The organism is Pseudarthrobacter sp. CC4, assembly GCF_048957775.1.
Taxonomy (GTDB): domain Bacteria; phylum Actinomycetota; class Actinomycetes; order Actinomycetales; family Micrococcaceae; genus Arthrobacter.
Genome location: NZ_JARCCZ010000004.1, coordinates 102,972 through 128,960, shown reverse-complemented (window position 1 = coordinate 128,960; position 25,989 = coordinate 102,972). Strand labels below are relative to the sequence as shown.

Genomic DNA, 25,989 nt, shown 5'->3' with positions numbered 1-25,989 from the left:
GCCACCCGCGCCCGGGCGGAGTTCGGGGCGGATGGATGGAACTGCCTTGAGCCTATGCCAGCGCCCCTGTGCAGTGAATAGCCACCTGCACACCCTTCCGGGAGCTGTTTAGTGCGGTTGCCCAGCGCCCGTTTATCCTTGATCCATGGCCATTTCCCTTGCCGCCCTGCTGGGTGTTAACTCCCTGAAGCTGTCCAAGGCCGGGGTCGCCGAGACCACCTGGCACCAGGACATCAACTGGGTGGCAGTCACGGAACTGGAGGATCCGCACCGGTTCCTCAACGGCGGGGAACTGATCCTCACCACCGGCCTGCGCCTGCGGTCCGCGCCGGAGCAGCGGCGCTTTGTCCGGCAGGTGCAGCGGGCCGGTGCCGTGGGCATTGGCTTCGGCGTGGGGCTCTCGCACGAGACGGTCCCTCCTGCCCTGCTGGCGGAGGCGAACCGGTGGGGCCTGCCGGTGGTGGAGGTTCCCTACGAGACGCCGTTCATTGCCATCGGCAAGCTGGTGGCCGACGCCCAGTCCGCGGACCACTACGCCAAACTCGAGCGGCTGATCGCCGGGCACCAGATTCTGGCCCGGGCACTGCTCACCGGTGGCGGGCTCGCCGAGCTCCTCAAGCACCTGGGCAACATGCTGCGCACCGACGTGGCCCTCACCCAGTTCACGGCCCAGCTCTACAACAGCAGCAGCGATTCCCCGTCCGCGGACTCCTGGTCCTCCTATCCCGTCCCCACCGGCCGGCGGGATGCCTGCACCCTCTGGGTCCGGCAGCCCTTCGAGGACTCGGGCATCATCGGGTACGCCCAAAGCCTGATCAGCGTGGAGCTGAACAACATGGTCAAGCAGCGCCAGGCCCAGCGTGCCCTCTGCGGCCAGGTCCTGGAAGACGTGATCCACGGGGCGCTGGAGACCAGCGAGGCCCAGCGGCGCCTGGCCGGCGTGGGCGTCAACAGCACCCGGAAGAACGTGGTGCTGCTGGCCGTTTCGGCCGCCCACAACAAGGCACTGGTGAGTACCTCGGTGCCGCGCGAACTGGAAAAGGCGGTGGCCGCCGTCGTGGGCAAGGACCTGGTGCTGGTCATTAACGACGACGGCGGCGGCGCACCTGCCCTTGCCCGGAAGCTGAGCGACCACCTGGCAGAAGCCGGCATCCACGCCACGATCGGGATCGGCGGCGCGTACACCAAGCCGAACGGCCTGCGGTGGAGCTACTTTGAGGCCCGTGACGCGGCAAGCCACGGCCTGCCCGTCAATGAGCCGGAGCGCCTCAGCCTGACATCGCTGCTCCTGGCCAGCGAGGACGTACCGCTGGCGGACATGGCCAACGAGTCCCTGGACCCGCTGCGGACCTTTGACGCCGCCCACGGCTCGGAACTGATGGCCACGCTGGAGAGCTACCTCAACAACAACGGCTCGGTGGCCGCCGTCGCCGAGGAGCTCACCCTGCACCGGAACACCGTCCGGTACCGGCTGGCGCAGATTACCGAGCTGACCGGTTACGACCCCGCCGTCACTGCGGACCGCGTGCAGCTCTGGCTGGCGCTGGCCGTGGCCCGGCTGTCCGCGCGGCAGGGGAAATAACGCCAACGCGGGGTCACTTCCTGCCCGATATCAGCGATTTATCGGGCGTTATCCGACCCCGCGTTGCCCTGACATGCCGCTACCCCAGCCCGCGGCGCAGCAGTTTCCGGGACTTCCTGCGGGCTTTCCGGTACTGGGCCTCGGAGCTGCTGATCAGCCCGTCCTCCCGCGTCTCCAATGCTGCATAGGCTGCCGCAGCCGGCGTCGGTTCCTGGCGTGAGCCCACCGTGGCCAGCAGGTCCCGGGCGATCACGGCGTCGTGGAAATTGCCCAGGATCTTTTGCTGCCGGTGCGCGGCCTTGGCCACCTTGTCCCCACGTTTGCCGTAGACCTGGGCGGCAGATTCCGCCACGTGCCGCAGCTTCTTGGCATCCTTGCGCACCTGGTGGAGGGCGGTTTCGTGGGCCGTTCCGCGCTTCGACCGCACCGCGGCCTTGTGCGAGCGCCGCAGCCGCCTGGCAGCCTTGGCCACGGCTTTCGCAGCCACGCGGCGCCCCGGCGCCACCGGGTCCGGACGGACCGGCGGTTTGTCCCGGAACGCCTCCAGGTCATCCAGGAGCCGGAAGTAGCGTTCCGAGCGCAGCGCCTCCTGGAGCTGCCGGTAACCGTCGTCATAGGCGCCGCCCACTTTGTGCTCCACCTTGGCCCTGACGTCGTCCACGCCCTCCCCCGGCGGAAGGTCGTCGAGGTGCCCGCGGAGCCTGGCCAGCAGGACCTCGGCATCCCGTGGCGCGCCGAGCAGCTGGCCCAGCCATTTCAGTTCGTCGCGCAGCCGGCGCACCGGAGCGGCTGCATAAAGTTTTGAGTAGGCAGAAAGCACGGAGCGGACCCGGCGGAGCGCGGACCGCATGTCGTGCACCGACTCGGGCTCCTCCAGCCGGACTCCCGGGTCCTGGGCCAGGATCTCCCCGATCTGTCCACTGAGGTAGGCAGTGACGACGGCGGCTGCGGGGGCCTTCCTGCCGGCAGCCAGGGCAGGGGTACTTCCGTTCCGGGACGGGCCGGCGTCCGGGAGGGAGCCGGCGGCGCCGCCCAGCGCACGGGCAAGCTTCGAGGCGTGCCCGGCGGGACGGGCTCCGGCCTTGGCCAGCAGCTCCTCGGCGGGGCCGAAGAACCCGGGATCGCCATGGACGAGTTCCAGTTCCCACTCACGCCAATGCTGCTTCTCCCCGCCGCCCCCGGCTCCGCCTTTTTGTCCGCGGTGCAGGAGCTCGGCCGTCACCCGGTCATCGGCGAGGTCCGCCAAGTGAACGCCGTCCTCGCCGTACAGGGCGTGGGTGGTGCGGCTGGTTTCCAGCCGCACCACCGGAGCCACTTCAGCCCCCCGGAGGTATGCCTGGAGGTAGGCCAAGAGGCTGTCAGGCACCACATCGGGCTGCCCCAGCGGGGCGTGCAGTTCCCGCCGCTGCAGCGGTTCCGTCGCGGAAGCAGCGTCATCCAGCGGCGGCAGCTTCAGGTGCCAGCCGGCGTCGGTTCCGCCGGTGCGGCGGCGGAGGGTGATCCGGTGGGACGCCAGTGTATGGCGCTTCGTGTCGAAGTAGACGGCCTGAAGCACAGCAGTATGGGGAAGACCCGCCCTGGTGACTCCTGGGAGCCCCTCCAGCGGAGGCACTGTGGCGTCCTCGTCGACGTCGTACTTCTTCTCAATCTCCGTTTGTTGGCTCACCAAAACAGGCCGTCCTTCCGCGTCGTTGCGGCGGGTCCGGACCTGGCTGGCCCGGTGCCGTATCCGGATTCTATTGCCCGAAGATGAACGGCCGGGAGAGAGGTCCGCCACAAAACTGCAGACGTCAAACGTCTAACCTTTAGACTCGAGAGATGCCTGAGTCGTATCCTCCCGCCGCCAACGCGCCCGCTGCTGCCGCCCCGGCAACCCCGGCCGTCCCGGCCGCCGCTTTGTCCGGGACGGGCACCAAGCCCCGGTCCGCCGTCGTTTTCGGCGTGATTGCGCTGGTGCTGATCGGACTGAACCTGCGCGCGGGCATCACCGGAGCGTCCGCCCTGCTGCATGACCTCCAGGCAGTCCTCGGGTATGGGGCGCTGGTGGCCGCCGTCATCCCGTCCATCCCCACGCTGTGCTTTGCGCTGGCGGGCGCCGGCACCTCCTGGCTGACCGGGCGCCTTGGCGTGGAAAAGGCGATCCTGGTGGCCCTGGCCATGCTGGCCGGCGGGCTCCTCCTGCGCGGCATTCCGGCCACCGGCATGCTGGTGGCCGGCAGCGTCCTTGGCATGTCCGGCCTGGCCGTCTGCAACGTGGCCATGCCCTCCTTCATCCGGGAACACTTCGCGCACCGCACGTCGCTCATGACCGCCGTCTACACGGTGACCATGACCACGGGTGCCACCGTGACCGCCGTCGCCGTGGTTCCGCTGGCCCACGCCCTCGGTTCGCCGTCGGCGGCCGTCGGTGCCATTGGCATCACCGCCGTCGCGGCCCTCCTTGGCTTCCTGCCCGTGGCACTGCACGCCCACCGCAACAGTCCCCGGAGGCCGGCGGTCCGCGTCTCGCCGTGGCCGCTGCTGCGGACCCGCAAAGGGCTGCTCCTTACAGTGATCTTCACGCTGCAGGCCCTGCTCGCCTATGCCCTGCTGAGCTGGTTCCCCTACATGCTGACCACCATGGGCATGAGCGCCTCGGACAGCGGACTGATGTTCGGGCTGATGCAGCTGGTCTCCGTGCCGGCAGGCATGGTGCTGATCGCGATCGGCTCCCGGCCCCGGATGCTGCGGCCTGCGTTCTACCTGGTCAGCGTCACCATGGTGGCGGGCCTGGTGCTGCTGCTGGTGCTCCCGGTGGGCCTGGCCGCCGTCCCTGCCGCCCTGCTGGGCTTCGGCCTGGGCATCTTCCCGCTGGTGATGGTGATGATCAGCCGCAGCGGGGCGAGCACCGCCGAAACCACCGCGCTGTCCACGCTTGCCCAGTCCACGGGCTACCTCCTGGCCACGGCCGGACCGTTCGGGATGGGACTGCTGCACAGCGCCACCGGCGGCTGGACCCTGCCCCTCCTGCTCCTGCTTGGCCTGGCGCTGGCCCAGATCGTGGTGGCCCACCTGATCACCGGCAGGGCCATGACCAACGCCGTTGGAAGGAAGTAGCACGCCATGGCCCTAAGCCCATCCTCCCGCCCGCCGCTCGCGGACGAGGTCACCGCCAAGCTGCGCAGCATGGTCCACTCCGGCGAATGGCCCCTGCACCGGCGCATCCCGTCCGAAACCGAGCTGATAGCCCGCCTCGGCGTCTCCCGCGGCACCCTCCGCGAGGCCGTCAAGGCCCTTGCCCACAGCGGAATGCTGGAGGTCCGGCGCGGTGACGGCACCTACGTCCGGGCCACCAGTGAAATTTCCGGCGCGGCCCGCCGGCTGTACCAGGACCACACCGAGGAGCACATCCTGGAAGTCAGGCTGGGCCTGGACACCCAGGCGGCCCGGCTGGCGGCGAGAAATGCCACGGCCGACGACGTCACGGCGCTGCGTGCCCTGCTCGCCGCCCGGGACCAGGCCTGGGGCGCCGGCGACTACGAGGCCTGGGCGCGCGCTGACTGGGGTTTCCATGAACGGGTAGCCCAGGCCTCCGGCAACCCCCTGCTGCACGAGCTGTATGCCAGCTTTGGCGCCGCCTTCCACCAGGACCTCCTGAAGCAGCAGGGCCGGCCGGGTTTCGACGGGCGCCCGCATGAGGGGCACGGCCTGCTGGTTGATGCCATTGAACTCCGTGACGCGGAGGCCGCCGTGGCCACCGTGAGCCGGAACCTGAACTCCTGCGCCGAATGGCTCGCCGGATAGTCCTGCGGGGTTTCACCCTTGCCCAGTCCGTCAGTAGGCTTACTACCTGAGAAGGTAGTAAGCCTGTCCTGCATCCCGGCGCGGCAGGCACCCGCCGACGATGAGGAGTTCCCATGGCGCGATCATCACGCCTCACCGAGCACGACGTGAGCCACGAACCCCCGCAGGAGGCCACGGCACAATCACCGGCTGTTGCGGCTGCCGCTGCCGCCGCGCACGGGGAGCCGGGCGGCGAAGGCCACCGCCCGGCGGCTGCCCGGAAGCCCAAGGAACCCAGGTCCCCCTCCGAGCTCTGGGGTGACGGCCTGGGGAGGGTGGGCATCCGCGCCGCCCAGGTCCTGCTGATCCTCATCGTGGCGGTTGTATCCGTCTACGCGCTGATGCAGATCAAGCTCTTGGTCATTCCAATCCTGATAGCGCTGATCCTGGCCGCGGCCATCGGCCCGTTCGTGAACATGCTCCGGCGCCGGGGGCTGCCCGGGGGACTGGCAACAGGGATCGCGTTCATCGGCCTTTTGCTGGTGCTGGGCGGCGTGTCCACCGTCATCTACTTCTCGGTGAGCAACCAGTGGAGCGAGCTCGCCCAGCAGGCCTCCTCCGGACTGGATGAGCTGGAGAAGTTCCTGCTGACCGGGCCCGTCCCCATCGAGCAGGAACAGCTGGACCAAGCCCGGCAGGGCATCATCGACTTTGCCACCAGCAGCCAGGTCCGCTCCGGCGCGATCACCGGGTTGTCCGTGGTCACCGAGTTCATCGCCGGGGCCGGCCTGATGATCGTCATCCTCTTTTTCTTCCTGAAGGACGGCGCCAAGATCTGGAACTTCTTCCTCCGCCCGTTCACCGGAGCCCGTGAAGCCAAGCTGCGCCGCGTCGGCCGCCGCACCCTTGAGGTGCTCGGCGGCTACGTCCGCGGCACCGCGATCGTCGCCCTGGTGGACACGGTGGCCATCGGCGCCGCGCTGCTGATCATGCAGGTGCCCCTGGCCATCCCGCTGGCCATCGTCGTCTTCATCACCGCCTTCATCCCCCTGGTTGGCGCCACCGTGGCCGGGATTCTTGCAGCCCTGGTGGCGCTGGTGGCGAACGGGCCGGTGGTCGCCCTGATCGTGGTGGCCGTGGTCATCGCCGTCAACCAGCTCGAGGGCGACCTGCTGCAGCCCATCGTCATGGGCAAGTCCCTGCAGCTCCACGCCCTGGTGATCCTGATGGCGTTGACGGCCGGAACCATCCTCGCCGGCATCGTGGGTGCGGTGCTGTCCGTGCCGCTGGCCGCCGTTGCCTGGGCCATCATCCAGGTATGGACTGCCGAGGACCCGAACCTCGAGGACATGAACCCGAACCTGCCGCCGGCGGGCACCAAACCGATCTAGGCCGGCCGGCAAGGACACCTTCCCGGCCCGTGCACGACGACGGTCCGGCACCCAGGTGCCGGACCGTCGTCGTGCGTTGCCGCCTTACCCCGGGGCAGGCACCCGTATGGCTAGGAGCGCAGGCCCGCGAGGACGTTCTTGGGACGCTGCATCTCGCCGTGCTTCGCACCCAGGACAACCACCAGGCCGGCGAACGCCGGGATGACCCACTGCAGCACCTTCAGCTGCTGCTGGGCCGCCTTCAGTTCGTCGGATGCCTCCGGCCGGGGCTCCGTGGCACCCGCGGCGCCCTGGTCCGCAAGCTTCTCCACCTTCTTGCCAAGGATGCCGGAGTACAGCGTTACCGCCGCGCCTACCACCGTCACCGCCGTCTTGATCACGGTGTCCCGGGCCACGCCCTCCTGCTTGGCAATGCGTCCCTTGTTCTCCCAGGCGATGGCCAGGTCCGCCACGAGGTGGGAGGCGAAGGCCGCCGTCTGGAACGGCGCCCACTTCATCCAGCCGGCACTGGAGAGCCGGGTGCGTTCGGACGGATCCTTGGCTGCCGCCGCTGCACCGTTGAGGCCGATGGCCCCCATGAGGGATCCGCCGAACCACGCCGCTGCCGTCAAATCGTGAACTGACCGGGCAATGAGATTTCCTGCCATGTTGTGCATTCCTAACGTCGAAGTGGTTGCGGGATGCCGCTCGTGCGGTCTTCGCTTGCCGTGTCCCGTCAGGGTCTTGGCCCGCCCATGGTAAGCACACTTACTAATGTTACGAAAGCCCGTCTTCCCAGAGCAGAACGCGTAACATCGTCGCCATGGGAAACACAGGGACTTTGTTTGGCTGGGCTTTTGGGGACCCGGCCCGTGAAGACGAGAACGCATACATAGAAGGCCTGCAGAACGAGGCACTGGGCAACGCCCGGGAGACGGCCAAAGCCAAGGGGGTGGCCGTGGTGCCGGACTCCCAGGTGTTCACGGTCCTGAGTGCGGACGACTCCCTGGTGGAACTGGACAACGCCCCCGGAAGGCTCGTGGTCCGCTGCACCGTGCACGTCGAGGGGCCCGGCGCCGAGAAGCTGCGGGCCGAAGGACCAATGAACGGCTGAGCCATGTCTGACGGGGAATCCACCATCCGCCAGGCCGCGGACGCTGTCGAGGAGGCCTCCAACCACAAGGCCCTGGACGTCCTGGCGCGCACCGGATTCGCCGTCATGGCCCTGCTGCACGTGATCATCGGCGCCATTGCCATCGCCGTGGCGTTCGGCCAGCCCGGCGAGGCCGAACCCACCGGGGCGATCGAGCAGCTCGCCGCCAACGCCTGGGGCCCGGCCGTGATGTGGGCCTGCGTACTGGCTTGCCTCGGCCTGGGGCTGTGGCAGGCAAGCGAGGCCACCCTGCGGGCACGCCGGCTCCCCCGCAAGGAGCGCGTGTCCAAGCTCATTTCCTCCGGTTTCCTGGCCATCGCCTACAGCAGCGTGGGGTTCAGCTTCGCCGGTTTCGCCGTCGGGCTGCGTGGGGATTCCAGTGACAGCACCCGGGATTTCAGCGCCTCGCTGATGGCTACGCCGCCAGGGCTGTGGACGCTGGTGGCCCTCGGCCTGACGATCATTGGGATTGGAATCTACTTCATGGCCAAGGGGGTCCGCCGGGGGTTCAAGGAGGAGCTGTACTACTTCGACGGCAGGCGGCGCGGCAGGCTGATCGACGTCCTGGGCGTCGGCGGCCACATCGCCAAAGGCGTAGCCCTGGTCCTCACCGGACTGCTCTTCGTCATCGCCGCCGCCAAGCACAGCCCGGACGAATCCACCGGGCTGGACGGCAGCCTCAAGGCCCTCCAGGACCATCCCTTCGGGCCGTACCTCCTGGTGGCCATCGGTGCCGGATTCATCGCCTATGGGATTTTCGCCCTTGTCCGGTCGCGGTTCGGACGCATGTAGTTCCGCCTTTTCGGGGTAGGAAGGAAGCATGACGGACCACCTTGTGAGTGACCAACCAGCGGCCGGCCGCGCCGGACCCATAGGTACGACGGCGGGCGGGGCCTTAAGTGCGACGGCGGGCGGCGCCTTCGCGGGCATGTTCCGCCTCGTCAAGCTGGCCCGGCCTGACCGGCCCATCCATCCGGACGGGGTGGCGCTGGCCGGTGACCTGGCTAGGACCGGCAGCCCCGGTGAGCCGAGCGGGCTGGACTGGCTGGACCAACCCGGCACGGACACCGTCGAGGCGAGGTTTTCCCGTTCGGCGGGCCTGCCGCAGAACCTTCCGGACATCCTGGGGCTTGCGCTTCGGGTCACCCCGCCCGGCGGTCATGCTCCCGGCGGCCCTGCTGCCGGCTTTGCCGGCCCCGGCCCGGCCGACGTCCTCTTCGCGTCCACCGGCTGGCGGCTGCCCGGCCGGTTCCTGCTCCAGCCCAAACTCGACGTCGCAAGCGCCACCCTGACCACCCTCATGCCGTACCGCGGCCGGAAAGGTCCGGTGCTGCTGGGCCTGCGGACGGAGCAGCTTCCGGACGCGTCGCTGGCTTCCGGGGAATGGATTCTTGGACTGTACTGGGCCAGGCCAGCCGGGCAGTGGCATGAGTGCGGCGAGCTGCGCCTGCGCGCCGCCCCCGAGCCGCGGGACACTCCCCTGCGCTTCGACCCGCTCGCCAACCAGCCGCCCGGAACACAAACGTATGCCTGGGCGCGCCGCCTCCGGGAGCGCTCCTACCTGGCGGCACAGCAGCCGGCTCCTGCCGTCGTCGTACGCTCCCCCGCTGCGGCTCCCGCTGCGGCGGGAAATCCTGCCCGCTCCACCACCACAGGAAGGAACACCATGTCCACCGTGTCCCAGCTGTTCAACTCCCCCGCCGCCGATATCTGGAAAGTCATCGCCGACGGCTGGCTGTACTCCGGCTGGGTGGTGGGCGCTTCCCGGATCAGGGCCGTGGATGACACGTGGCCGCAGGCCGGCTCACGCCTGCACCACTCCGTGGGCGCGTGGCCGCTGGTGATCAACGACAGCACGCAGGTGACCGGCGTCGAACCCGGTAAATCCCTGGAACTGGTGGCCCGCGGCTGGCCCATGGGCGAAGCGAAGGTGGCCATCACCCTTGAGGACCGGGGCGATCAGTGCCTGGTGACCATCGCCGAGGACGCCATCCGCGGACCCGGCAAGCGGGTGCCCAAGGTACTGCGTGACCCCGCAATCTCAGTGCGCAACCGCGAGACCCTCAAGCGGCTCGAACTCATGGCAGCAGGCGGGGCAGGGAGATAGCACGCTCGGGTTAAAGCAACGCGGGGTCACTTTCCGCCCAATAATTTCGGATTATTGGGCGGAAAGTGACCCCGCGTTGTTCCTGCGAACTAGACCTGCGCGGCCACGCCGTCGCGGGAGATGTCCACCATGTCCTCGCGCGGCACCACCTTGATGCGCTCACGCTTGACCTCGACACCGTGGGAGCCGCCGGCCTCCGTGGCGGCTGCGCCAAGGGCGAGCTCGTGCGCGTCCAGCGCCAGCCAGCCTTCCCAGCTGGTGAACTTCACGCCCCGGGCGTCAAGGAGTTCCACGACGGCGTCCTCTGCGGGAACACTGGCCACCGGGAGGTTTTCGCGGTCCTCCAGCAGGTAGGTGACGGTCTCGAGGGCGTCGCCCTTGGTGTGGCCGATCAGGCCCACCGGTCCGCGCTTGATCCAGCCGGTGGCGTAGATGCCCGGCACGTGGGTGCCCGAGGCGTCCAGGACGCGGCCGCCGTCGTTCGGGATGACGCCCTTGGTGTGGTCGAACTCGATCTCCGGCAGGGCGGAGCCGAAGTAGCCGATGGCGCGGTACACGGCCTGGACCGGGTACTCCACGAACTCGCCGGTGCCGCGGGCGTTGCCCGTGCCGTCCAGCTCGGTGCGCTCAAACCGCATGCCGGCCACCTTGCCCGGCGTCTCGGCGTCGTCGTAGATCTCCACCGGGCTGTGCAGGAAGTGCAGGTGCAGGCGGCGGGAAGCCTTGAGCTCGGAGAGGTCCTCGGGCTGCTCGGCGATCCAGTTGGTGAGCGTGCCCACCATGGTCTTGGTCTGGTTGTTCGTCTGGATCTGGCGGTCCGATTCCTCGTCGAACTCGAAGTCCTCCGGGTACAGGATGATGTCCACGTCCTTGGAGTGGGACAGCTCGCGCAGCTCCAGCGGGGTGAACTTCACCTGGGCGGGGCCGCGGCGGCCGAAGACGTGCACGTCCGTGACCGGGGAAGCCTTCAGGCCGGCGTAGACGTTGTCCGGGATTTCGGAGACCAGCAGGTCGTCTGCGTGCTTGGAGAGGACGCGGGCCACGTCCAGGGCCACGTTGCCGTTGCCGATCACGGCGATCTCCTTGGCCTCGAGCGGCCATTCGCGGGGGACGTCCGGGTGGCCGTCGTACCAGGAGACGAAGTCTGCGCCGCCGAAGGAGCCTTCGAGCTCGATGCCGGGGATGTTCAGGTCCGCGTCCTTGATGGCGCCGGTAGCGAAGATGACGGCGTCGTAGTGGGTGCGGAGGTCCTCGATGGTGAGGTCGGTGCCGTAGTCCACGTTGCCGAAGAAGCGGATGTCGCCGCGGTCCAGGACCTTGTGCAGGGCGTTGACGATGCCCTTGATGCGGGGGTGGTCCGGGGCAACGCCGTAGCGGATCAGGCCGTAGGGTGCCGGGTAGCGGTCAAAGAGGTCGATGCTCACGGTCAGCTCGCCGCTCTTGACGGCCTCGCTCTTGGTGAGGATGTCCGCGGCGTAGACGCCGGCCGGGCCGGAGCCCACGACGGCGACGCGCAGCGGACGTTCGGCAGAACCTACGGTGGTGCTTGATGACACGGCTGTGTTCCTTTTCTTCGGTCCGTCCCAACTAGGTAGCGCTAAGTGTCGTTATGAGGGTTCAAAACGACACTTGGCGCTACTTAGTTGGGTGGGGGCTACTAGGTTGTGAGGACTCGGGGCTTGCGGGGGCTGTTCGGGGTGGTGGTGCTGTAGTCAGCGGATTTGAAGTGCGACGGCGCGAAGGGGCTCACGCGCACCACGTCGCCGATGACAATGACTGCGGGATTTGCGACGCCGGCGGCTTCCGCCTGGTCCGCAATGGAACCAAGGGTGCCGATCGTCACGCGCTGGTCCGGCAAATAGCCGTTTTCCACGATACCAACTGGCGTCCCGTCAGGCAGTCCGGCTTTGCCGAGGGCGGACGCGGATTCGCGCAGCTGGCCCACACCCATCAGCAGGACGATGGTGTGGTCGGGGCGGGCGGGGATTTCAGAGAGTTCCTCGTGGCCGGTCACCACGCTGAAGCCCTTCGCCAGTCCGCGGTGCGTCACCGGGATTCCGGCTGCGGCGGGAACGGAGATCGCCGACGTGACGCCGGAAACCACTTCAACCTCGACGCCGTGCTGCCGGCAGTGTTCGGCCTCTTCCCCGCCGCGGCCCAGGACGTACGGGTCGCCGCCCTTGAGCCGGACCACCCGGTGGCCTTTGAGGGCTTCCTCGACGAGGATCCGGTTGATCTCCGCCTGCGGCACGGGGTGGTGGCCGGGCGTCTTGCCAACCTCGATCACGCGGACATCGGGTGCAAGTTCGTTCAGGAGTTCGCGGGGGCCCAGGCGGTCGGCCACCACGACGTCGGCCTGGCCCAGGAGCCGGCGGCCGCGGACGGTGATGAGCCCGGTATCGCCGGGGCCGCCACCCACCAGCGCAACGGAACCGCGGTGGGCCCGGCGGCGGCGCAACGGAAGGTCGCCCGTTTCGAGGGCGGTAGCAACGGCGTCGCGCACTGCCATGGCACGGCGAGGGTCTCCCCCGGCGTTCACGGCGATCTTGACGTCGTCCACCTCGGCGACTGCCGGGGTCCAGGCGGCGGAGGCTTCATGGTCGGAGGCGTTGACGCACCAGATGCGCTGCGCCTCGGCGTCGTTCGAGACCTGGGCGTCCACGGCGGTATCGCCGGTGGCGGTCTGGACGAACCAGGCGCCGTCGACGTCGGACGGAAGGTAGGTGCGTTGCTCCCAGGTGAGGAGGCCGGCGTCGGCCATGTCCTGGAGCGCGGCGGAGGCAACGGGAGCCACGACGGTGACCACTGCACCGGCGTCGAGCAACCCCTTGGCGCGGCGGGCAGCAACGGGGCCCCCGCCCACCACCAGCACCGGGCGGCCGAGGAGGCGCAGCGCGGTGGGGTAGATATCCTGAATTGCCATGAATCAACGGTAGGGCCGCGTCACAATCGCCCACAAAGGCCGAGCAACACCAGTTCACGCAAGGTAACGCTTCGTCACAAAGCTGCCAGGCCGTCGTCGTGCGCCTTCATGGGGCACATTGGCGGGGCTCAGGGCCGTCTGCGCCGTTGTCCCCGGCGCGTCCGTGCCAATGTGCCCGGTTCAGTTGCTGATGCCGGCGAGGAACCGGCCGCGGTCCCGGATGAGCCGGTGCAGGTAGGGCCGCAGGACCAGCTTTTCGGCTGCACGGCCAAGGAGCCCGAACGGCGCCGTGAACTCCACCCGGTCTGTCATGATGCAGCCGCCGGGGGTGGCCTCGAATTCATGGACGTGGCGGAAGGACCGGAACGGGCCGCGGATTTGCTCGTCCGTGAAGCTCCGCGGGTAGTCCATCTGGGTGACGCGGCTGGTCATCGTGAGCGAAAGCCCGAAATGCCGTGCCCGCCAGGAGACTTCCTGGCCCTCACCGATCAGCCCGGACGTCACGCCGGCCACCGCCCGCTCCCCCGAGCCTTTCTGGGATTCCACGTGGGCGTCGACGCTGCGGGCCAGGTCGAACAGCCTCTCCGGTGGAAGGGAACTCTCGGTGTGGCACGCAAAATTGGCGGTCATGGGGCCAGTCTGCCATCCAGGTCCTTTGGGTCGGCACCTCCCGGGTCCGGCCGCAAATGCGTAACTTTTGGGCCTGATGCAGGATGGTGCCCGCGATACCGCGCGGCGGGAGCAGCCCCGGGCGGTCAGAAGTTACGCATTTGGGTCGGCGGACGCGGCAAAGCCCGACGGCGGGAGGTCGCCGTCGGGCTTTGCGGGGTGCGGAAGGCGGGGGTGCTTAGCGGGTGCTGCCGGCCAGGAGCCCGCGGCTGCGGAGGAGCCGCTTCTCGATGGGCCCGAAGACCAGAAGTTCGATCAGGATGCCGACGGCGAGGATCAGCAGGATCGCCGACATCACCACGGCCATGTCGGACAGCTGCCTTCCCTGGTCCAGCAACGAACCCAGGCCGAAGCCGATGGTGCCGCCCACGGCGATGATTTCCGCCGCCATGAGAGACCGCCAGGAGAAGGCCCAGCCCTGCTTCAGGCCGCCCAGGTAGCCGGGCAGTGCGGCGGGGAGGATGATCTGCAGCGCCATCTCCAGCCGGGAGGCGCCCAGAACCGTGCCAACACGCCGGTACTGCGGCGGGATCTGGTCCACGCCGGAAATCAGGCCGTTGATGATGGACGGGATGGCGCCCATGAACACCACGAAGTACACAGTGGCATCGGTGAGGCCGAACCAGATGATGGCTGCCGGGACCCAGGCAACCGACGGGAGGACCTGGAGGCCGGAAATCAGCGGACCAAAGGCCCGGCGCAGCGGCGCGACCTGTGCGAGCAGGAGGCCCACGGGCGTGGCGATGGCGACCGAAATGACGAAGCCCACCAGCCCTCGCTGCAGTGACGTCCATACGGATTCCTGCACTTTGCCCTCGCTCCAGAGGACTCCCATCTGGCCCAGCACGTCCATCGGGCCTGGGACCTGATCGCGGCGCTTGAACCCAAGCGAGACGTAAAACTGCCAGATCAGCACCAGCACCACCAGGGCGGCGATGGGCAGCAGGATGCGGCTCCAGTCCACCCGGCGTTTCCGGTCGGCGTCGGACTGCAGGGAGTCCAGCCCGGACTCGAGTTCGCGCAGGTCCTCGCGCCCGGTGGAGGACCGGGTCAGCGCGGCGTGGATGTGGCGGGGCTCGGCCGGTTCGGCGGAAGCTTCGGCCAGGGGCGTTGGGTTACTTGGCATGGCGGCGGATCTCCTCCCGGAGCCGGGCAGTGATGACCCCGGTCAGCTGGCCGGCGAGCCCGGCGTCGGTTCGGTGTTCCTCGGTGACGTCCCACTCCTGGACCACCCGGCCCGGCCGCGAGGACAGCAGCAGCACGCGCTGGCCCAGCCGGACGGCCTCGCGGACGTTGTGGGTCACGAAGACGATGGTCCGCCCGGTTTCCTTCCAGATCCGCTCCAGTTCATCGTGCAGCAGGTCGCGGGTGATGGCGTCGAGGGCGGCGAAGGGCTCGTCCATCAGGAGCAGCTGCCGGTCCTGGGCGAGCGAGCGCGCCAGTGACACGCGCTGGCGCATGCCGCCGGAGAGCTCGTGCGGGCGCTTGTCCCCGGCCGAACCCAAGTGCACCAGCTCAAGGAGTTCCTGGGCCTTGGCCTTGCGCTCCGCCTTGCCCACGCCGCGGAGTTTCAGGGCCAGCTCGATGTTTTCCCGGGCGGTCAGCCACGGGAACAGCGCGGCGTCCTGGAACATGAAGGCGGCACCGTCGCTGGGCACCTCCAGGGCGCCCGACGACGGCGGCTCCAGTCCCGCGATGATGTTCAGCAGGGTGGATTTGCCGCAGCCAGAGGCACCGAGGAGGGCAACGAACTCGCCCTTCCCGATGGTGGCGTTGACGTCGTCCAGTACCGGGGCGCCGTCGCCGAAGCGCTTGCCCAGGTGTTCCAGTACGACTGGCATGGTGCCGTCCTTAAGTTGGTGGGTTGGATCAGTCCTGGCCGAGGCCGGCTGCTGAAATCTTGCTGCTGCCCTGGCCGGCAGGGCCTTCGCCGGCCACGCCATTCAGCGGGCGGAGGTCGAAGAGCCCGTTGATCTCGGCCTGCTTGGTGGTGCCGGCCTCGACGCCGTCGCGCAGCAGCCGCGGGTAGCTTCCGGCCAGCGGGTCCAGCGTGTAGGTGATGTTGGCCAGGGACCGGGCCAGGACATCTTCGGCAAGGGCCGCGCCCGCGGATTCCTGCAGTGCCGAGTTGATGACGGAAGCCTTGTCCGCGGCGGGGGCCTCGTTCAGCCAGGCCACCGACTTCGCATGGCCGGCCAGCAGTGCTTTGACGGTGTCCGGATGGTCCGCGGCGAACTTCTGGTTCACGATCAGCACCGTTGTGGGAAACTCGCCCGGCTTCCCGGTGCCGCTGCCGTCCCACAGGTCCTTTTCGTCCACCAGCACCTTGGCTCCGGCCTGGAGCACCAGGCGTGACGCCCACGGCTCAGGCAACCACGCGCCGTCGAGCTTTCCGTCCTGGAACAGCTTCAGCGTTTGCGCGTTTTCCGTGGGGTTGATGGCGACATCGCCGCTGCCGTCAACGTTGGTCTTGTAGCCCTGGGAGGCCAGCCAGGCGCGGAGGGCAACGTCCTGGGTGCCGCCGAGCTGCGGGGAGGCGAGGGTCTTGCCCTGGAGGTCGGCGGCCGAGTTGATCTCCGGCTTGACCACGAGTTGGGCGCCGCCCGCGGCAGCACCGGCAATGATCCTGACGGACTCGCCCCGGCTCTTGACGTACGAGTTGATGGCGGGGTTGGGGCCGATGTAGGCGGCATCAATGGCGCCGGCGTTCAGGGCCTCGATGGCTGCCGGCCCGGCGTTGAAGGTTTCGGTGCTGAGCGACGTGCTGCCCAGGGCTTCGGCGAGGAACCCCTCCTTGATGCCAACCAGTGCCGGGGCATGGGTGACATTGCCGAAGTACCCGAGCTTCAGCTCGGCGGCGGGCGTGGGCTCAGCGGCCTGCGCCTCCGTGTTCCGCGAAACGGTGGACGCCACCACGGCCCCGACGGCGATCAGCAGGACCAGTCCGATGGCAAGGGCGGCCTCGACGGCACGCTTGCGCTTGGGTGCTGCGCTTTCGCCTGCCACGATGCGGATCATCCCGGGCTTGGAACTAGTCATTGTTTCACCATAGGGAGAGTCATATTCCCGTTCAATGAAGCCTAAACGGGGGGTCACGCACGTTCATCTAGCGTCACATTCGGCCGCCCTGCCACCGGACTTCCGCGATTCAGTTGCCCTTCACATTGACCAGCTGCCGCAGCTTGTGCCGCACCGTGACCAGGTCCGCGGCGTCGTGCATCACCTGGTCAATGGGCTTGTAGGCTGCGGGAATCTCGTCGATGAAGGCCTCCGACGCCCGGAACTCAATCCCCCGCATGGCCTTCTTCAGCTGCTCCAGGGAGAACGCCTTGCGGGCGGCGTTGCGGGAGTACTCACGGCCGGCCCCGTGGGGCGAGGAGTTCAGCGACGCGGGGTTGCCGCGGCCTTCCACTACGTACGACGCCGTCCCCATGGACCCGGGAATGAGTCCAGGATCGCCGGGCCCGGCTTTGATGGCGCCCTTGCGGGACACCCACACCGACTTGCCGTAGTGCGTCTCCTGCTGGGTGAAGTTGTGGTGGCAGTTGATCCGTTCCAGCTCGCGCACCCGGCCGCGCACCCAGTGGCCGAACCGGGTGGTAACGCGGTCCATCATCTCCTCGCGGTTCAGCAGCGCGAAGTGCTGGGCCCAGCGCAGCTCCGCGATGTACCTCTCGAACTCGGGCGTGCCCTCCTCGAGGTAGGCCAGGTCCCGGTCAGGGAGGTGGATCCTGCTTTTCGTCACCACGCGCTGCGCGACGCCGATGTGGTGCTGGGCGATCTTGTTGCCGACGCCGCGCGAGCCGGAGTGCAGGAAGAGCCAGACCGCGTCGGATTCGTCTGCGCAGACCTCGATGAAGTGGTTGCCCGAGCCCAGGGAGCCCAACTGCAGTTCCCATTTTTCGACATACTGGCCCGGATTGAAGCCGGCTTTCGCGGCCAGCCTCTTCAGTTCCGCGATCCGGGGTTCCGCCGTGGGGAGCACTGTCCGGTTGTTGTGACCGGCCGAAAGCGGGATGGCGCGTTCAATGTCCTCGCGCAGCGTCTTGCGGTTCTTGGGAAGGTCCTTAAGCGCGTACTGGGTCCGGACCGCGATCATGCCGCAGCCGATGTCCACCCCCACCGCCGCCGGGATGATGGCGCCGAGCGTGGGGATGACGGAGCCGACGGTGGCGCCCAGGCCCAGGTGCGCGTCCGGCATCAGGGCCAGGTGTGGATAGATGAAGGGCAGCTGTGAGGTCATCACGGCCTGCTCGCGGGTCTTTTCATCCAGGATCGAAGCCCAGTTCAGAAGCTTCGGGTTGATGGTCTCCATGCTCCGCCTCCTCCTAACAACCATACGAGACGACAAAACCGCGGCTTGTTCGCGAATCAGGACCTTGAAGGTCCGGATCTGCGAACAAGCCGCGGCTTCGAAAGGGAGTCCCTAGATGCTGTAGCGCTCGTCCTCGTGGTCGCCCGGGTGGTCCTTGACCAGGCCGGCGGCGAGGGTGTTGCCGTCCAGCGGGTCGATCACCAGGAACGCGCCGGTGCGGCGGTGGTGCAGGTAGTTCTCCAGCGGCAGCGGCGCGGCGAGCCGGAGCTGCGCGTTGCCGATGTCGTTCAGTTCCAGGGTGGATGCCGGTTCCAGCTTGAAGGAGGCCAGGTCCAGCTTGCCGCCAACGTTGCGGACCAGCGCCTGGACAGTGCGGGTGCCGTGCTTGACCAGCACCTTCTGTCCCTCGCGGAGCGGCTTCGGGGACAGCCAGCACAGCGACGCGTACAGATCGGCCGAGGCTTCGCGGACGGTGCCGGCTGCCGCGATGGTGTCACCTCGTGCGACGTCGAATTCCTCGGCCAGGCGGATGGCCACGGACTGCGGGGCGGCGGCTTCCTCCAGCGAGGCGCCGGCGAAGTCGATGCCCACCACCGTGGTGGTGCGCGGGTCCTGGCCGGGGGTCAGGACGGAGACCCTGTCCCCCACCTTGACCGAGCCTTCGGTGATCTGGCCGGCGTACGCGCGGTAGTCGCGGTAGTCCTCCACGTCCAGGCCGGCAGCGACGGCGTCCGGTGCCAGGGCGCCCTGCGGCCGGATGACCAGCTGCACCGGGAAGCGGAAGCTTTCCAGGTGGCTTTCCAGTTCGTCGGCGGCCGGCAGGGTCTCAAGGACCTCAAGCAGGGCGGGGCCGGTGTACCAGGGGGTCCGCTCGGAGCGGTCCACCACGTTGTCGCCGTCGAGGGCGGACACGGGGATGACCAGCAGGTCGGTGATTCCATCGGAACCCAGGCCCAGCTCGCGGCCCACCTGCTGCACGTCGGCTTCGATCCCGCGGAACACGGATTCGCTGAAGTCCACCAGGTCGATCTTGTTCACGGCCACGATCACGTGCGCCACGCGCAGCAGCTGCAGCACGGACAGGTGCCGGCGGGTCTGCTCCAGCACGCCCTTGCGGGCGTCGATGAGGACGACGACGGCATCCGCAGTGGACGCGCCGGTCACCGTGTTCTTGGTGTACTGGACGTGCCCGGGGCAGTCGGCCAGGATGAAGCTGCGGCGGTCGGTGGCGAAGTAGCGGTAGGCCACGTCGATGGTGATGCCCTGCTCGCGCTCGGCACGCAGGCCGTCCGTCAGCAGCGCCAGGTCGATCCCGCCGGCAGCCCCGCCGAAGCCGCGGTCCGCGGAGGTGCGGGCAACGGCGTCGAGGGTGTCAGCCAGGATGGCCTTGGAATCGTGAAGGAGGCGGCCCACCAAAGTGGACTTGCCGTCGTCGACCGATCCCGCGGTGGCGAAGCGGAAGAGCGTTGTGGGCAGGGCAGCTTCGAGGTCGCCGGCCGCGCCGGACAAAACTGTGTCGGTGCTCATTTAGAAATACCCGTCCTTCTTGCGGTCTTCCATGGCGGCCTCGGAGATGCGGTCATCTGCACGGGTGGCGCCACGTTCGGTCAGGGTGGAGGCAGCGACTTCAACCACGACGTCGGACACGGTGTACGCGTCCGATTCGACGGCGCCGGTGCAGGACATGTCCCCCACAGTGCGGTAGCGGACGGTCTTGGTGATGACTTCCTCGTGCGGCAGCGGCTGGGACACCTCGCCCACCGCGCGCCACATGCCGTCGCGGGCGAAGACTTCGCGCTCGTGGGCGTAGTACAGGCCGGGCAGCTCGATGTTCTCACGCTCGATGTAGCGCCAGATGTCCAGCTCGGTCCAGTTGCTGATGGGGAACGCGCGGACATGCTGGCCCACAGTGTGGCGGCCGTTGTAGAGGTTCCACAGCTCGGGCCGCTGGTTGCGCGGGTCCCACTGGCCGAACTCGTCGCGGAGGCTCAGGATGCGCTCCTTGGCGCGGGCCTTATCCTCGTCGCGGCGGCCGCCGCCGAAGACGGCGTCGAACTTGTTCCGCTGGATCGCGTCCAGCAGCGGGACGGTCTGCAGCGGGTTGCGGGTGCCGTCGGCACGCTCGGCGAGCTCGCCGCGGTCAATGAACTCCTGCACGGAGCCGACGACGAGCTTCAGGCCGAGGCGCTCAACGGTGCGGTCACGGAAGTCGATGACCTCCGGGAAGTTGTGGCCGGTGTCCACGTGCAGCACGGGGAAGGGGACCTTGCCCGGCCAGAAGGCCTTGGTGGCCAGGTGCAGCATCACCACGGAGTCCTTGCCGCCGGAGAACAGCAGCGCGGGCTTCTCGAACTCGGCGACAACCTCGCGGATGATGTGGATGGCCTCGGATTCGAGGGTGTCCAGGCTGCTCAGTCGGGTTGAGACGGCGGAGTCGGTCACCTGGGTAGTCTCCTCGGTTAGGAAAGTGCTCATACGTGTAGCCCGCATTCTGTCTTGTCGGTACCTGCCCAGCGGCCGGCGCGGGGGTCGTCGCCGGGCGCCACCTTGCGGGTGCAGGGCAGGCAGCCAATGGAGGGGTAACCCTGGGATAGCAGCGGGTTGACGGGCAGGAGGTTGTCGTCCGAGTACTGGACCAGCTGGTCGAATGTCCATGCGGCCACCGGGTTGACCTTGACCAGGCCGTTCTTGTCGTCCCAGCTGACCAGCGGAGTGTTGGTGCGGGTGGGCGCCTCGTCGCGGCGGACACCGGTGAACCAGAGTTCGTAGCCGGCCAGGGTGCGCTGCAGCGGGGCCACCTTGCGGAGGGCGCAGCACTGGGCGGCGTCGCGGGCGAAGAGGTCCTTGCCCAGGAGGCGGTCCTGCTGTTCCACGGTGTTCTCCGGAAGCACGTCCACCACGTTGACGCGGAGGTTAGCGGCCACCTCGTCGCGCGTGGCATAGGTTTCCGGGAAGTGGTAGCCGGTCTCCAGGAACAGGACGTCGACGCCGGGCATCTGGTCAGCGACGAGGGCCGGCAGGACGGCGTCGGCCATGGAGCAGGCGACGGCGACGGCCGGCAGTTCGAAGTTGCGCTCCACCCAGGCGATGACATCGCGGGCGGGGGCGTCCCAGCCGAGCTCGGCCGCGCCGGCTTCGGCCAGGGCCTTCAGCTCGTCGTGCGAGCGGAGCTTGGGAGCGGCGGTCGCCACCGTCTCCTCAACCTGCGCGGCGGCCTCAGCCGGTGCAACCACGGGGTCTACCCCAAGTGCGTGCTTACTCACTGCAGTGCCTCCTCGTCTGCTGCGTGGGCCCATTCGGCGAAGGTCTGGCCTTCGGCCCGCTGGGCTACGAAGGTGCGGACGACGCGCTCCACGTAGTCCGGGAGATCGTCCACATAGACCTTGAGGCCGCGGACGGTGCGGCCCAGGCCTGCTTCCTCGCGGTCGCTGGAAGCCAGCCCGCCACCCAGGTGGACCTGGAAACCCGGGGAGGGGTCGCCGTCGGGCGTGGGAAGCATCATGCCCTTGAGGCCGATGTCCGCCGTCTGGATGCGGGCGCAGGAGTTGGGGCAGCCGTTGATGTGCAGGGACAGTGCGTGCGGCAGCTCGCCGGATTCTGCGAGGTCGGCCAGGCGGCGTTCCAGCTCGGCGACTGCGGTTGCTGCCGTGTGCTTGGTTTCCACGATGGCCAGCTTGCAGTACTCGATGCCGGTGCAGGCGATGGTGCCGCGGCGGAACACGGACGGGCGGGCGGAGAGGCCCAGCGCATCCAGTTCAGCCACCAGGGGCTCAACCTGTTCCTTCTCGACGTCCAGGACCACGAGCTTCTGGTGCGGGGTGGTGCGCAGCCGGTAGGAGCCGCGGGCCTCGAGGGTGTCCGCCAACTTGACCAGCGCGGCGCCGGACAGGCGGCCGGCCAGCGGGGTGGCACCAATGAAGAACTTGCCGTCCTTCTGCTCATGCACGCCGACGTGGTCACCGGGCGTGGTGGGCTTGGGCGCGGCGGGGCCGTCGGCCAGCTTGTAGCCGAGGTATTCGTCCTCGAGGACCTGGCGGAATTTCTCCGGACCCCAGTCGGCCATCAGGAACTTCAGGCGGGCCTTGGTGCGCATGCGGCGGTAGCCGTAGTCGCGGAAGATGCTGGTAACGCCGAGCCACACGTCGGCAGCCTGCTCCGGCGTCACGAAGGCACCGAGGCGCTTGCCGAGCATCGGGTTGGTGGACAGCGCGCCGCCGGCCCAGAGGTCGTAGCCGATGCCAAGTTCCGGGTGGCGGACACCCACCAGGGCGAAGTCGTTGATCTCGTGGACCACGTCCTGGCTGGGGTGGCCGGTGATGGCGGTCTTGTACTTGCGCGGCAGGTTGGACAGCAGCGGGTTGCCGATGAACCGCTCCCCCAGCTCCGCGATCAGCGGCGTGGGGTCGATGATCTCGTCCTTGGCGATGCCGGCCACGGGCGAACCAAGGATCACGCGGGGAACGTCGCCGCAGGCCTCGGTGGTGGACAGGCCAACACCCTCCAGCCGGTTCCAGATCTCGGGGATGTCCTCCACGCGGATCCAGTGCAGCTGGATGTTCTGGCGGTCCGTGAGGTCAGCGGAGTCACGCGCGAAGTCCACGGAAATCTGGCCGATGACGCGCAGCTGCTCGGTGGTGAGCGCCCCGCCGTCGATCCGTACCCGGAGCATGAAGTACTTGTCCTCGAGCTCGTGCGGCTCAAGCGTTGCGGTCTTGCCGCCGTCGATCCCGGGCTTGCGCTGGGTGTACAGGCCCCACCAGCGGAACCGGCCGTGCAGGTCCTGGCCGGGGATGGCGTCAAAGCCCTCTTTGGAATAGATGGTCTCGATACGCTCGCGCACGTTGAGGCCGTCGTCTTCCTGTTTCCAGGTTTCGTTGGCGTTCAGGGGCGTTTTGCCGTCCACTTTCCACTGCCCGTGCGGCTTCGCGACGGGGCGGTTGGTGCGCGCGGGGCGCTTGGCGGCAGCGGAGTCCGCGGACGCTCCGGCTAGAGCTGTATCAGTCATGCATCGACTGTAGGTCCCGCCCGAAGAGCGTCACAAAGGCCCGGAAACGCTAAGTCACCTAGGGAAATATTTCGTCACGAAACGCCGGACAGCCTTGAAGAAGCCACCCTCCTGTGTTTCGGGCTCCGGTTCTGCGGGGGCTTCCTGGGGCTCGGGGGCCGGGGCGGCGGCCGGCGCCTGGGCCGCGGTTTCGCGGGCCTTTGCGACGGCGGCGTCGTACCGTTCCAGCGCGATCTCGGCCAGCACGGGGGACGGCAGCAGGGGTTCGGTCACAAGGTCGGCCCCGGCCTTGGCGAGCTGGTCGTGGAAGAAGCCCGGCGCCAGGAGGTAGGAGGCAATCACCACGCGCCCGCCGACGTCGACAGCCCCCGCGGACTCACCCGCCCCGGCACCGCCTTCCAGTTCCTCGCGAAGCATCGCGACGGCGTCGGGCACGGACGGCTTGGCCGAGGCACCATAGGCCGCCACCATCCGGTTGGACCGCAGCTCCCGGAGCTGGCCCAGCAGGTCTTCGACACTGACCGCGGCGTTGGGGTTGGAGGAGCCCGCGGCGGCGAGCACGATAACGTCGTTGTCCGTGACGCCGGCCTCCCGCAGCCGCTGGTCCAGCAGCGCGGCCAGGCGCGGATCCGGCCCCAGCGGCGCGGCAGCAGCACTGCCCGGCCGGCTCTTAACGGCCCTGGCGATGTCCACCTTGACGTGGTAGCCAACGCTGAGCAGCAGCGGAACCACGACGGCGGGTTCACCCTCGGGCAGGCCGGCCACCACATCCACCAAGTCCGGCTGCTGGACGTCCACATAGGCTTCCCGGACATCGAGGCCCGGGCGGAGGGCGGCGATGGCGGCGCGCAGGGCGTTGACCTCCGCGGCTCCCTGTGTGTTGGACGTCCCATGGGCGCAGGCGATCATGATGGGGCTGTTCATAGGGGCTAGCGTAACGTTGGAGCCGCCCTGTCCGCCCTCTTTAAACCGCCGGGACGCTCCATGACATTCCCTTTTGACATCGCCCTGGTATGGCTGGACCTGGCCGGCATCTTCTTCTTCGCCGTGTCCGGATCGCTGCTGGCGGCCCGGAAGCAGTTCGATATCGTCGGCTCGCTCCTGCTGGCCTCGCTGGTGTCCCTCGGCGGGGGCGTGATCAGGGACATCATCCTCGCCGTCATCCCGGCCGCATTCACCAACCCCGCGTACCTCGTCCCGCCGGTGCTGGCTACAGTCCTGGTGTACTTCCTGTTCCCCGCGTTCCAGCGCTTCACGTCCCTGCTGGTGCTGTTCGACGCCGGCGGGCTGGCCCTCTTCTGCATCACCGGCACACTGAAGGCGCTGTCCTTTGGCGTGAACCCCCTTGCCGCGGTCCTGCTGGGGGTCACGACGGCGGTGGGCGGCGGGCTGCTCCGGGACATCACGGCCAACGAGGTGCCACAGCTGTTCAACCCCGCGGACCTGTACGCGGTGCCCGCGTTTTGCGGGGCCGCGCTGACCGGAGTGCTCTGGGTGACCGGAACCTTCAATGCGCTCACCGCATGCGCCGTTGCCGCCGTCGTGTTTGCCTTCCGGGTGGCAAGCTGGCGGCGGTCCTGGCGCATCCCCCTGGCCGTCCACGGCTGGCACCGGGCTGAGGCCGACAGCGGCGAATCGCGGGGCCGCGATTAGCTAGGATTGAACCATGACTGACATGTTCCTCGAGAAATTCCGTGCGCTGGTTCCAAAGTATCTCGAGGACGAATGGCAGGCAGAGGACGGGCTGACTCCGGAGGAGCTGGACAAGGCCCTGGCCGACCACCAGTTCCAGATTCCCCTGGTGCTCCGCGAGTTCTACCTGGCCGTTGGCGGCTGCGAGGACCTGATGGAGGCTTACCACTACTTCTGGGATCCGGACGAATTGGAAGTCGACGACGAAGGCTTCCTGATGTTCCTCGAGGACGAGGAAGAGGAATACACCTGGGGGTTCCGCGTGGGAGACCTCAGCGTCCCGGACCCCATCGTGTACCGCCGCAACAACGCCCGCGGCCAGTGGAAGTCCGAGGAAGGCACCTTCTCGGAGTTCGTGTTCGACATGTTCGAGTGGGCCTTCGAGGACGACGAAGACTAGGTTTCGGCCAAAGCGGGGCACCTTGACACGGACGCGCCGGCCGGAAATGCGTGACTTATAAAGCCGGCACCCTGGCAGGTCCCTGAGTTTCCGGGAACGGGCAGCCGTGGCAGGGCCAAAAGTTACGCATATTCGTCGCCGCCATCGGCAGGACGCGCCGGAAAGACACCCCTGCGCCTCAACTCGAGGACAGACAGGACCTCTGCGATCATCGCCTCGGGCGCATGGACCACGTCCTCGTAGTAGTAGCGGAGCACCAGATATCCGCCCAGGATGCTCCGGTTGTTCCGCCGCTGGTCCTTCTTGACCGAACGTGGTTCAAAGTGGGTTGAGCCGTCGGTCTCCACAACAAGGCACTCCTCGATAAGGAAGTCCACCTCCCCCACCCCTGGAATATTCACGTGCCGCCGCACTCTGAGCCCAGCTCTGGCAAAGTGCGTATTGGCAAGCACTTCAAGCACTGAGTCCGCCCTGGGGATCACCAGGTCCAGAAGCTTCCTGGCCTTGCCATTGCGCTTGCCACTACAGCTGGCATAGAGGAACTCGAGAGAGATGTCGCCGCGTCCGGCAGCAGACTGGATCATTGTCAGAGCCTCCAGCTCGGGTAGGCAACGCATGCTATGCAGCAGGACGTCTGCCAGGCCCACAACAGGAAGCCAGCCGTGCCTCGGATGTCTGGGCCGCCCATGCTCCACCACTCCCGGGGTGCGCCCCGGATGACTGCGGCAGATGTGCAAGGCCGGGTCACTCTTCAAGGTCCACAACCCGTATACGGGCGCAGCAGACACACACGTCAGAAGCCCTCCCCGATCCATGGCCTGCTGCAGGGGATTTGCTGCCGGAATGGCGTAAACGCCGCGGCTCGACTTCACGATCCGGCCACTGGCCACGGCACCCCTGACGGCTGCCCGTCCAAATCCGGCCTTTTCCAGATGCGATGTCCGGGCCACGCCACCGCGGCGCTGAAGATAGTCGCTGATGTCCACCACGACAGCGTCACCCGAGGCGGCC

The 25,989-nt window shown here is 68.0% G+C and carries 24 protein-coding genes and 1 pseudogene; 9 read left to right on the top strand and 16 right to left on the bottom strand.

The features are described 5' to 3' along the window. Positions 1–145 precede the first annotated feature (145 nt). On the top strand, positions 146–1,582 hold the full coding sequence (locus PV768_RS04995) for a PucR family transcriptional regulator (RefSeq protein WP_157241534.1): 1,437 nt from the start codon (positions 146–148) through the stop codon (positions 1,580–1,582). Between the two features lie 79 nt (positions 1,583–1,661). On the opposite strand, the gene PV768_RS04990 is transcribed toward PV768_RS04995, so the two are convergent. Then, positions 1,662–3,248: a CHAD domain-containing protein gene (locus tag PV768_RS04990; RefSeq protein WP_421092431.1), complete on the bottom strand. Its 1,587-nt coding sequence runs from the start codon at positions 3,246–3,248 to the stop codon at positions 1,662–1,664. 152 nt (positions 3,249–3,400) lie between these two features. On the opposite strand from PV768_RS04990, the gene PV768_RS04985 reads away from it, so the two are divergent. The 3 genes from PV768_RS04985 to PV768_RS04975 all read left to right on the top strand — a co-directional run bounded on the left by PV768_RS04985 (position 3,401) and on the right by PV768_RS04975 (position 6,735). After that, complete coding sequence (locus PV768_RS04985) at positions 3,401–4,678, top strand: CynX/NimT family MFS transporter (protein ID WP_323056944.1); 1,278 nt, start codon at positions 3,401–3,403, stop codon at positions 4,676–4,678. 6 nt (positions 4,679–4,684) lie between these two features. Then, positions 4,685–5,365, top strand: a complete 681-nt coding sequence (locus PV768_RS04980; protein ID WP_421092430.1) for a FadR/GntR family transcriptional regulator — start codon at positions 4,685–4,687, stop codon at positions 5,363–5,365. 113 nt (positions 5,366–5,478) lie between these two features. Continuing rightward, the gene (locus PV768_RS04975; RefSeq protein ID WP_421092429.1) at positions 5,479–6,735 is read left to right on the top strand and encodes an AI-2E family transporter; all 1,257 of its coding nucleotides are present in this window, start codon (positions 5,479–5,481) and stop codon (positions 6,733–6,735) included. Positions 6,736–6,845: 110 nt separating this feature from the next. Here the strand turns inward: PV768_RS04975 and PV768_RS04970 are convergent, their stop codons facing one another. Further along, complete coding sequence (locus PV768_RS04970; RefSeq protein WP_157241531.1) at positions 6,846–7,382, bottom strand: hypothetical protein; 537 nt, start codon at positions 7,380–7,382, stop codon at positions 6,846–6,848. Between the two features lie 155 nt (positions 7,383–7,537). Between PV768_RS04970 and PV768_RS04965 the strand changes: the two genes are divergently transcribed. From PV768_RS04965 to PV768_RS04955, 3 genes are read left to right on the top strand one after another with little or no spacing between them, the layout of a single operon-like run. Beyond that, the gene (locus PV768_RS04965; protein WP_157241530.1) at positions 7,538–7,828 is read left to right on the top strand and encodes a hypothetical protein; all 291 of its coding nucleotides are present in this window, start codon (positions 7,538–7,540) and stop codon (positions 7,826–7,828) included. Positions 7,829–7,831: 3 nt separating this feature from the next. Further along, entirely contained in the window at positions 7,832–8,659 is an 828-nt protein-coding gene (locus PV768_RS04960; RefSeq protein WP_421092428.1) for a DUF1206 domain-containing protein, read from the top strand. Between the two features lie 28 nt (positions 8,660–8,687). Beyond that, positions 8,688–9,974 (top strand): SRPBCC family protein, encoded by a 1,287-nt coding sequence (locus PV768_RS04955; protein ID WP_421092427.1) that lies wholly within the window; start codon positions 8,688–8,690, stop codon positions 9,972–9,974. Between the two features lie 89 nt (positions 9,975–10,063). Here PV768_RS04955 and PV768_RS04950 read toward each other — a convergent pair whose 3' ends face one another. The 12 genes from PV768_RS04950 to PV768_RS04895 all read right to left on the bottom strand — a co-directional run bounded on the left by PV768_RS04950 (position 10,064) and on the right by PV768_RS04895 (position 23,810). Beyond that, a complete protein-coding gene (locus tag PV768_RS04950; protein WP_321214157.1) occupies positions 10,064–11,530 on the bottom strand; it encodes an FAD-dependent oxidoreductase in 1,467 nt (488 codons plus the stop codon). Between the two features lie 101 nt (positions 11,531–11,631). Further along, positions 11,632–12,897: a uroporphyrinogen-III C-methyltransferase gene (gene cobA / locus PV768_RS04945; protein WP_421092426.1), complete on the bottom strand. Its 1,266-nt coding sequence runs from the start codon at positions 12,895–12,897 to the stop codon at positions 11,632–11,634. Between the two features lie 180 nt (positions 12,898–13,077). Then, positions 13,078–13,527 carry an SRPBCC family protein gene (locus PV768_RS04940; protein WP_321214159.1) on the bottom strand — a complete coding sequence of 150 codons (450 nt, stop codon included), beginning with the start codon at positions 13,525–13,527 and terminating at the stop codon, positions 13,078–13,080. A 217-nt stretch (positions 13,528–13,744) separates the two neighbouring features. Further along, positions 13,745–14,692: an ABC transporter permease gene (locus tag PV768_RS04935; protein WP_157241526.1), complete on the bottom strand. Its 948-nt coding sequence runs from the start codon at positions 14,690–14,692 to the stop codon at positions 13,745–13,747. After that, complete coding sequence (locus PV768_RS04930; protein ID WP_157241525.1) at positions 14,682–15,407, bottom strand: ABC transporter ATP-binding protein; 726 nt, start codon at positions 15,405–15,407, stop codon at positions 14,682–14,684. Before PV768_RS04930 ends, PV768_RS04935 begins: the two co-directional genes overlap by 11 nt. A 28-nt stretch (positions 15,408–15,435) precedes the next feature. Next, positions 15,436–16,584, bottom strand: coding sequence for an ABC transporter substrate-binding protein (locus tag PV768_RS04925; protein ID WP_421092473.1), 1,149 nt, complete (start codon positions 16,582–16,584; stop codon positions 15,436–15,438). Between the two features lie 130 nt (positions 16,585–16,714). Then, entirely contained in the window at positions 16,715–17,881 is a 1,167-nt protein-coding gene (locus PV768_RS04920; protein WP_421092425.1) for an RtcB family protein, read from the bottom strand. A gap of 111 nt (positions 17,882–17,992) precedes the next feature. Then, the gene (locus PV768_RS04915) at positions 17,993–19,408 is read right to left on the bottom strand and encodes a sulfate adenylyltransferase subunit 1 (RefSeq protein WP_421092424.1); all 1,416 of its coding nucleotides are present in this window, start codon (positions 19,406–19,408) and stop codon (positions 17,993–17,995) included. Then, positions 19,409–20,356: a sulfate adenylyltransferase subunit CysD gene (gene cysD / locus PV768_RS04910; protein WP_104998738.1), complete on the bottom strand. Its 948-nt coding sequence runs from the start codon at positions 20,354–20,356 to the stop codon at positions 19,409–19,411. Next, entirely contained in the window at positions 20,353–21,144 is a 792-nt protein-coding gene (locus tag PV768_RS04905; protein ID WP_421092423.1) for a phosphoadenylyl-sulfate reductase, read from the bottom strand. The genes cysD and PV768_RS04905 overlap by 4 nt, the downstream gene beginning before the upstream one ends. Next, positions 21,141–22,886, bottom strand: a complete 1,746-nt coding sequence (locus PV768_RS04900) for a nitrite/sulfite reductase (protein ID WP_421092422.1) — start codon at positions 22,884–22,886, stop codon at positions 21,141–21,143. The genes PV768_RS04905 and PV768_RS04900 overlap by 4 nt, the downstream gene beginning before the upstream one ends. Positions 22,887–22,940: 54 nt before the next feature. Beyond that, entirely contained in the window at positions 22,941–23,810 is an 870-nt protein-coding gene (locus PV768_RS04895) for a sirohydrochlorin chelatase (protein ID WP_321214163.1), read from the bottom strand. 60 nt (positions 23,811–23,870) lie between these two features. Here PV768_RS04895 and PV768_RS04890 point away from each other — a divergent pair, with 60 nt between their 5' ends. Next, entirely contained in the window at positions 23,871–24,539 is a 669-nt protein-coding gene (locus PV768_RS04890) for a trimeric intracellular cation channel family protein (protein WP_157241518.1), read from the top strand. Between the two features lie 13 nt (positions 24,540–24,552). Further along, positions 24,553–24,978 (top strand): hypothetical protein, encoded by a 426-nt coding sequence (locus PV768_RS04885; RefSeq protein ID WP_421092421.1) that lies wholly within the window; start codon positions 24,553–24,555, stop codon positions 24,976–24,978. Between the two features lie 122 nt (positions 24,979–25,100). Here the strand turns inward: PV768_RS04885 and PV768_RS04880 are convergent, their stop codons facing one another. Both PV768_RS04880 and PV768_RS04875 read right to left on the bottom strand, forming a co-directional pair. Further along, entirely contained in the window at positions 25,101–25,562 is a 462-nt protein-coding gene (locus tag PV768_RS04880) for an endonuclease domain-containing protein (RefSeq protein WP_421092472.1), read from the bottom strand. 315 nt (positions 25,563–25,877) lie between these two features. Further along, a pseudogene (locus PV768_RS04875) lies at positions 25,878–25,928 on the bottom strand (hypothetical protein); the annotation flags it as partial. Positions 25,929–25,989: the final 61 nt, after the last annotated feature.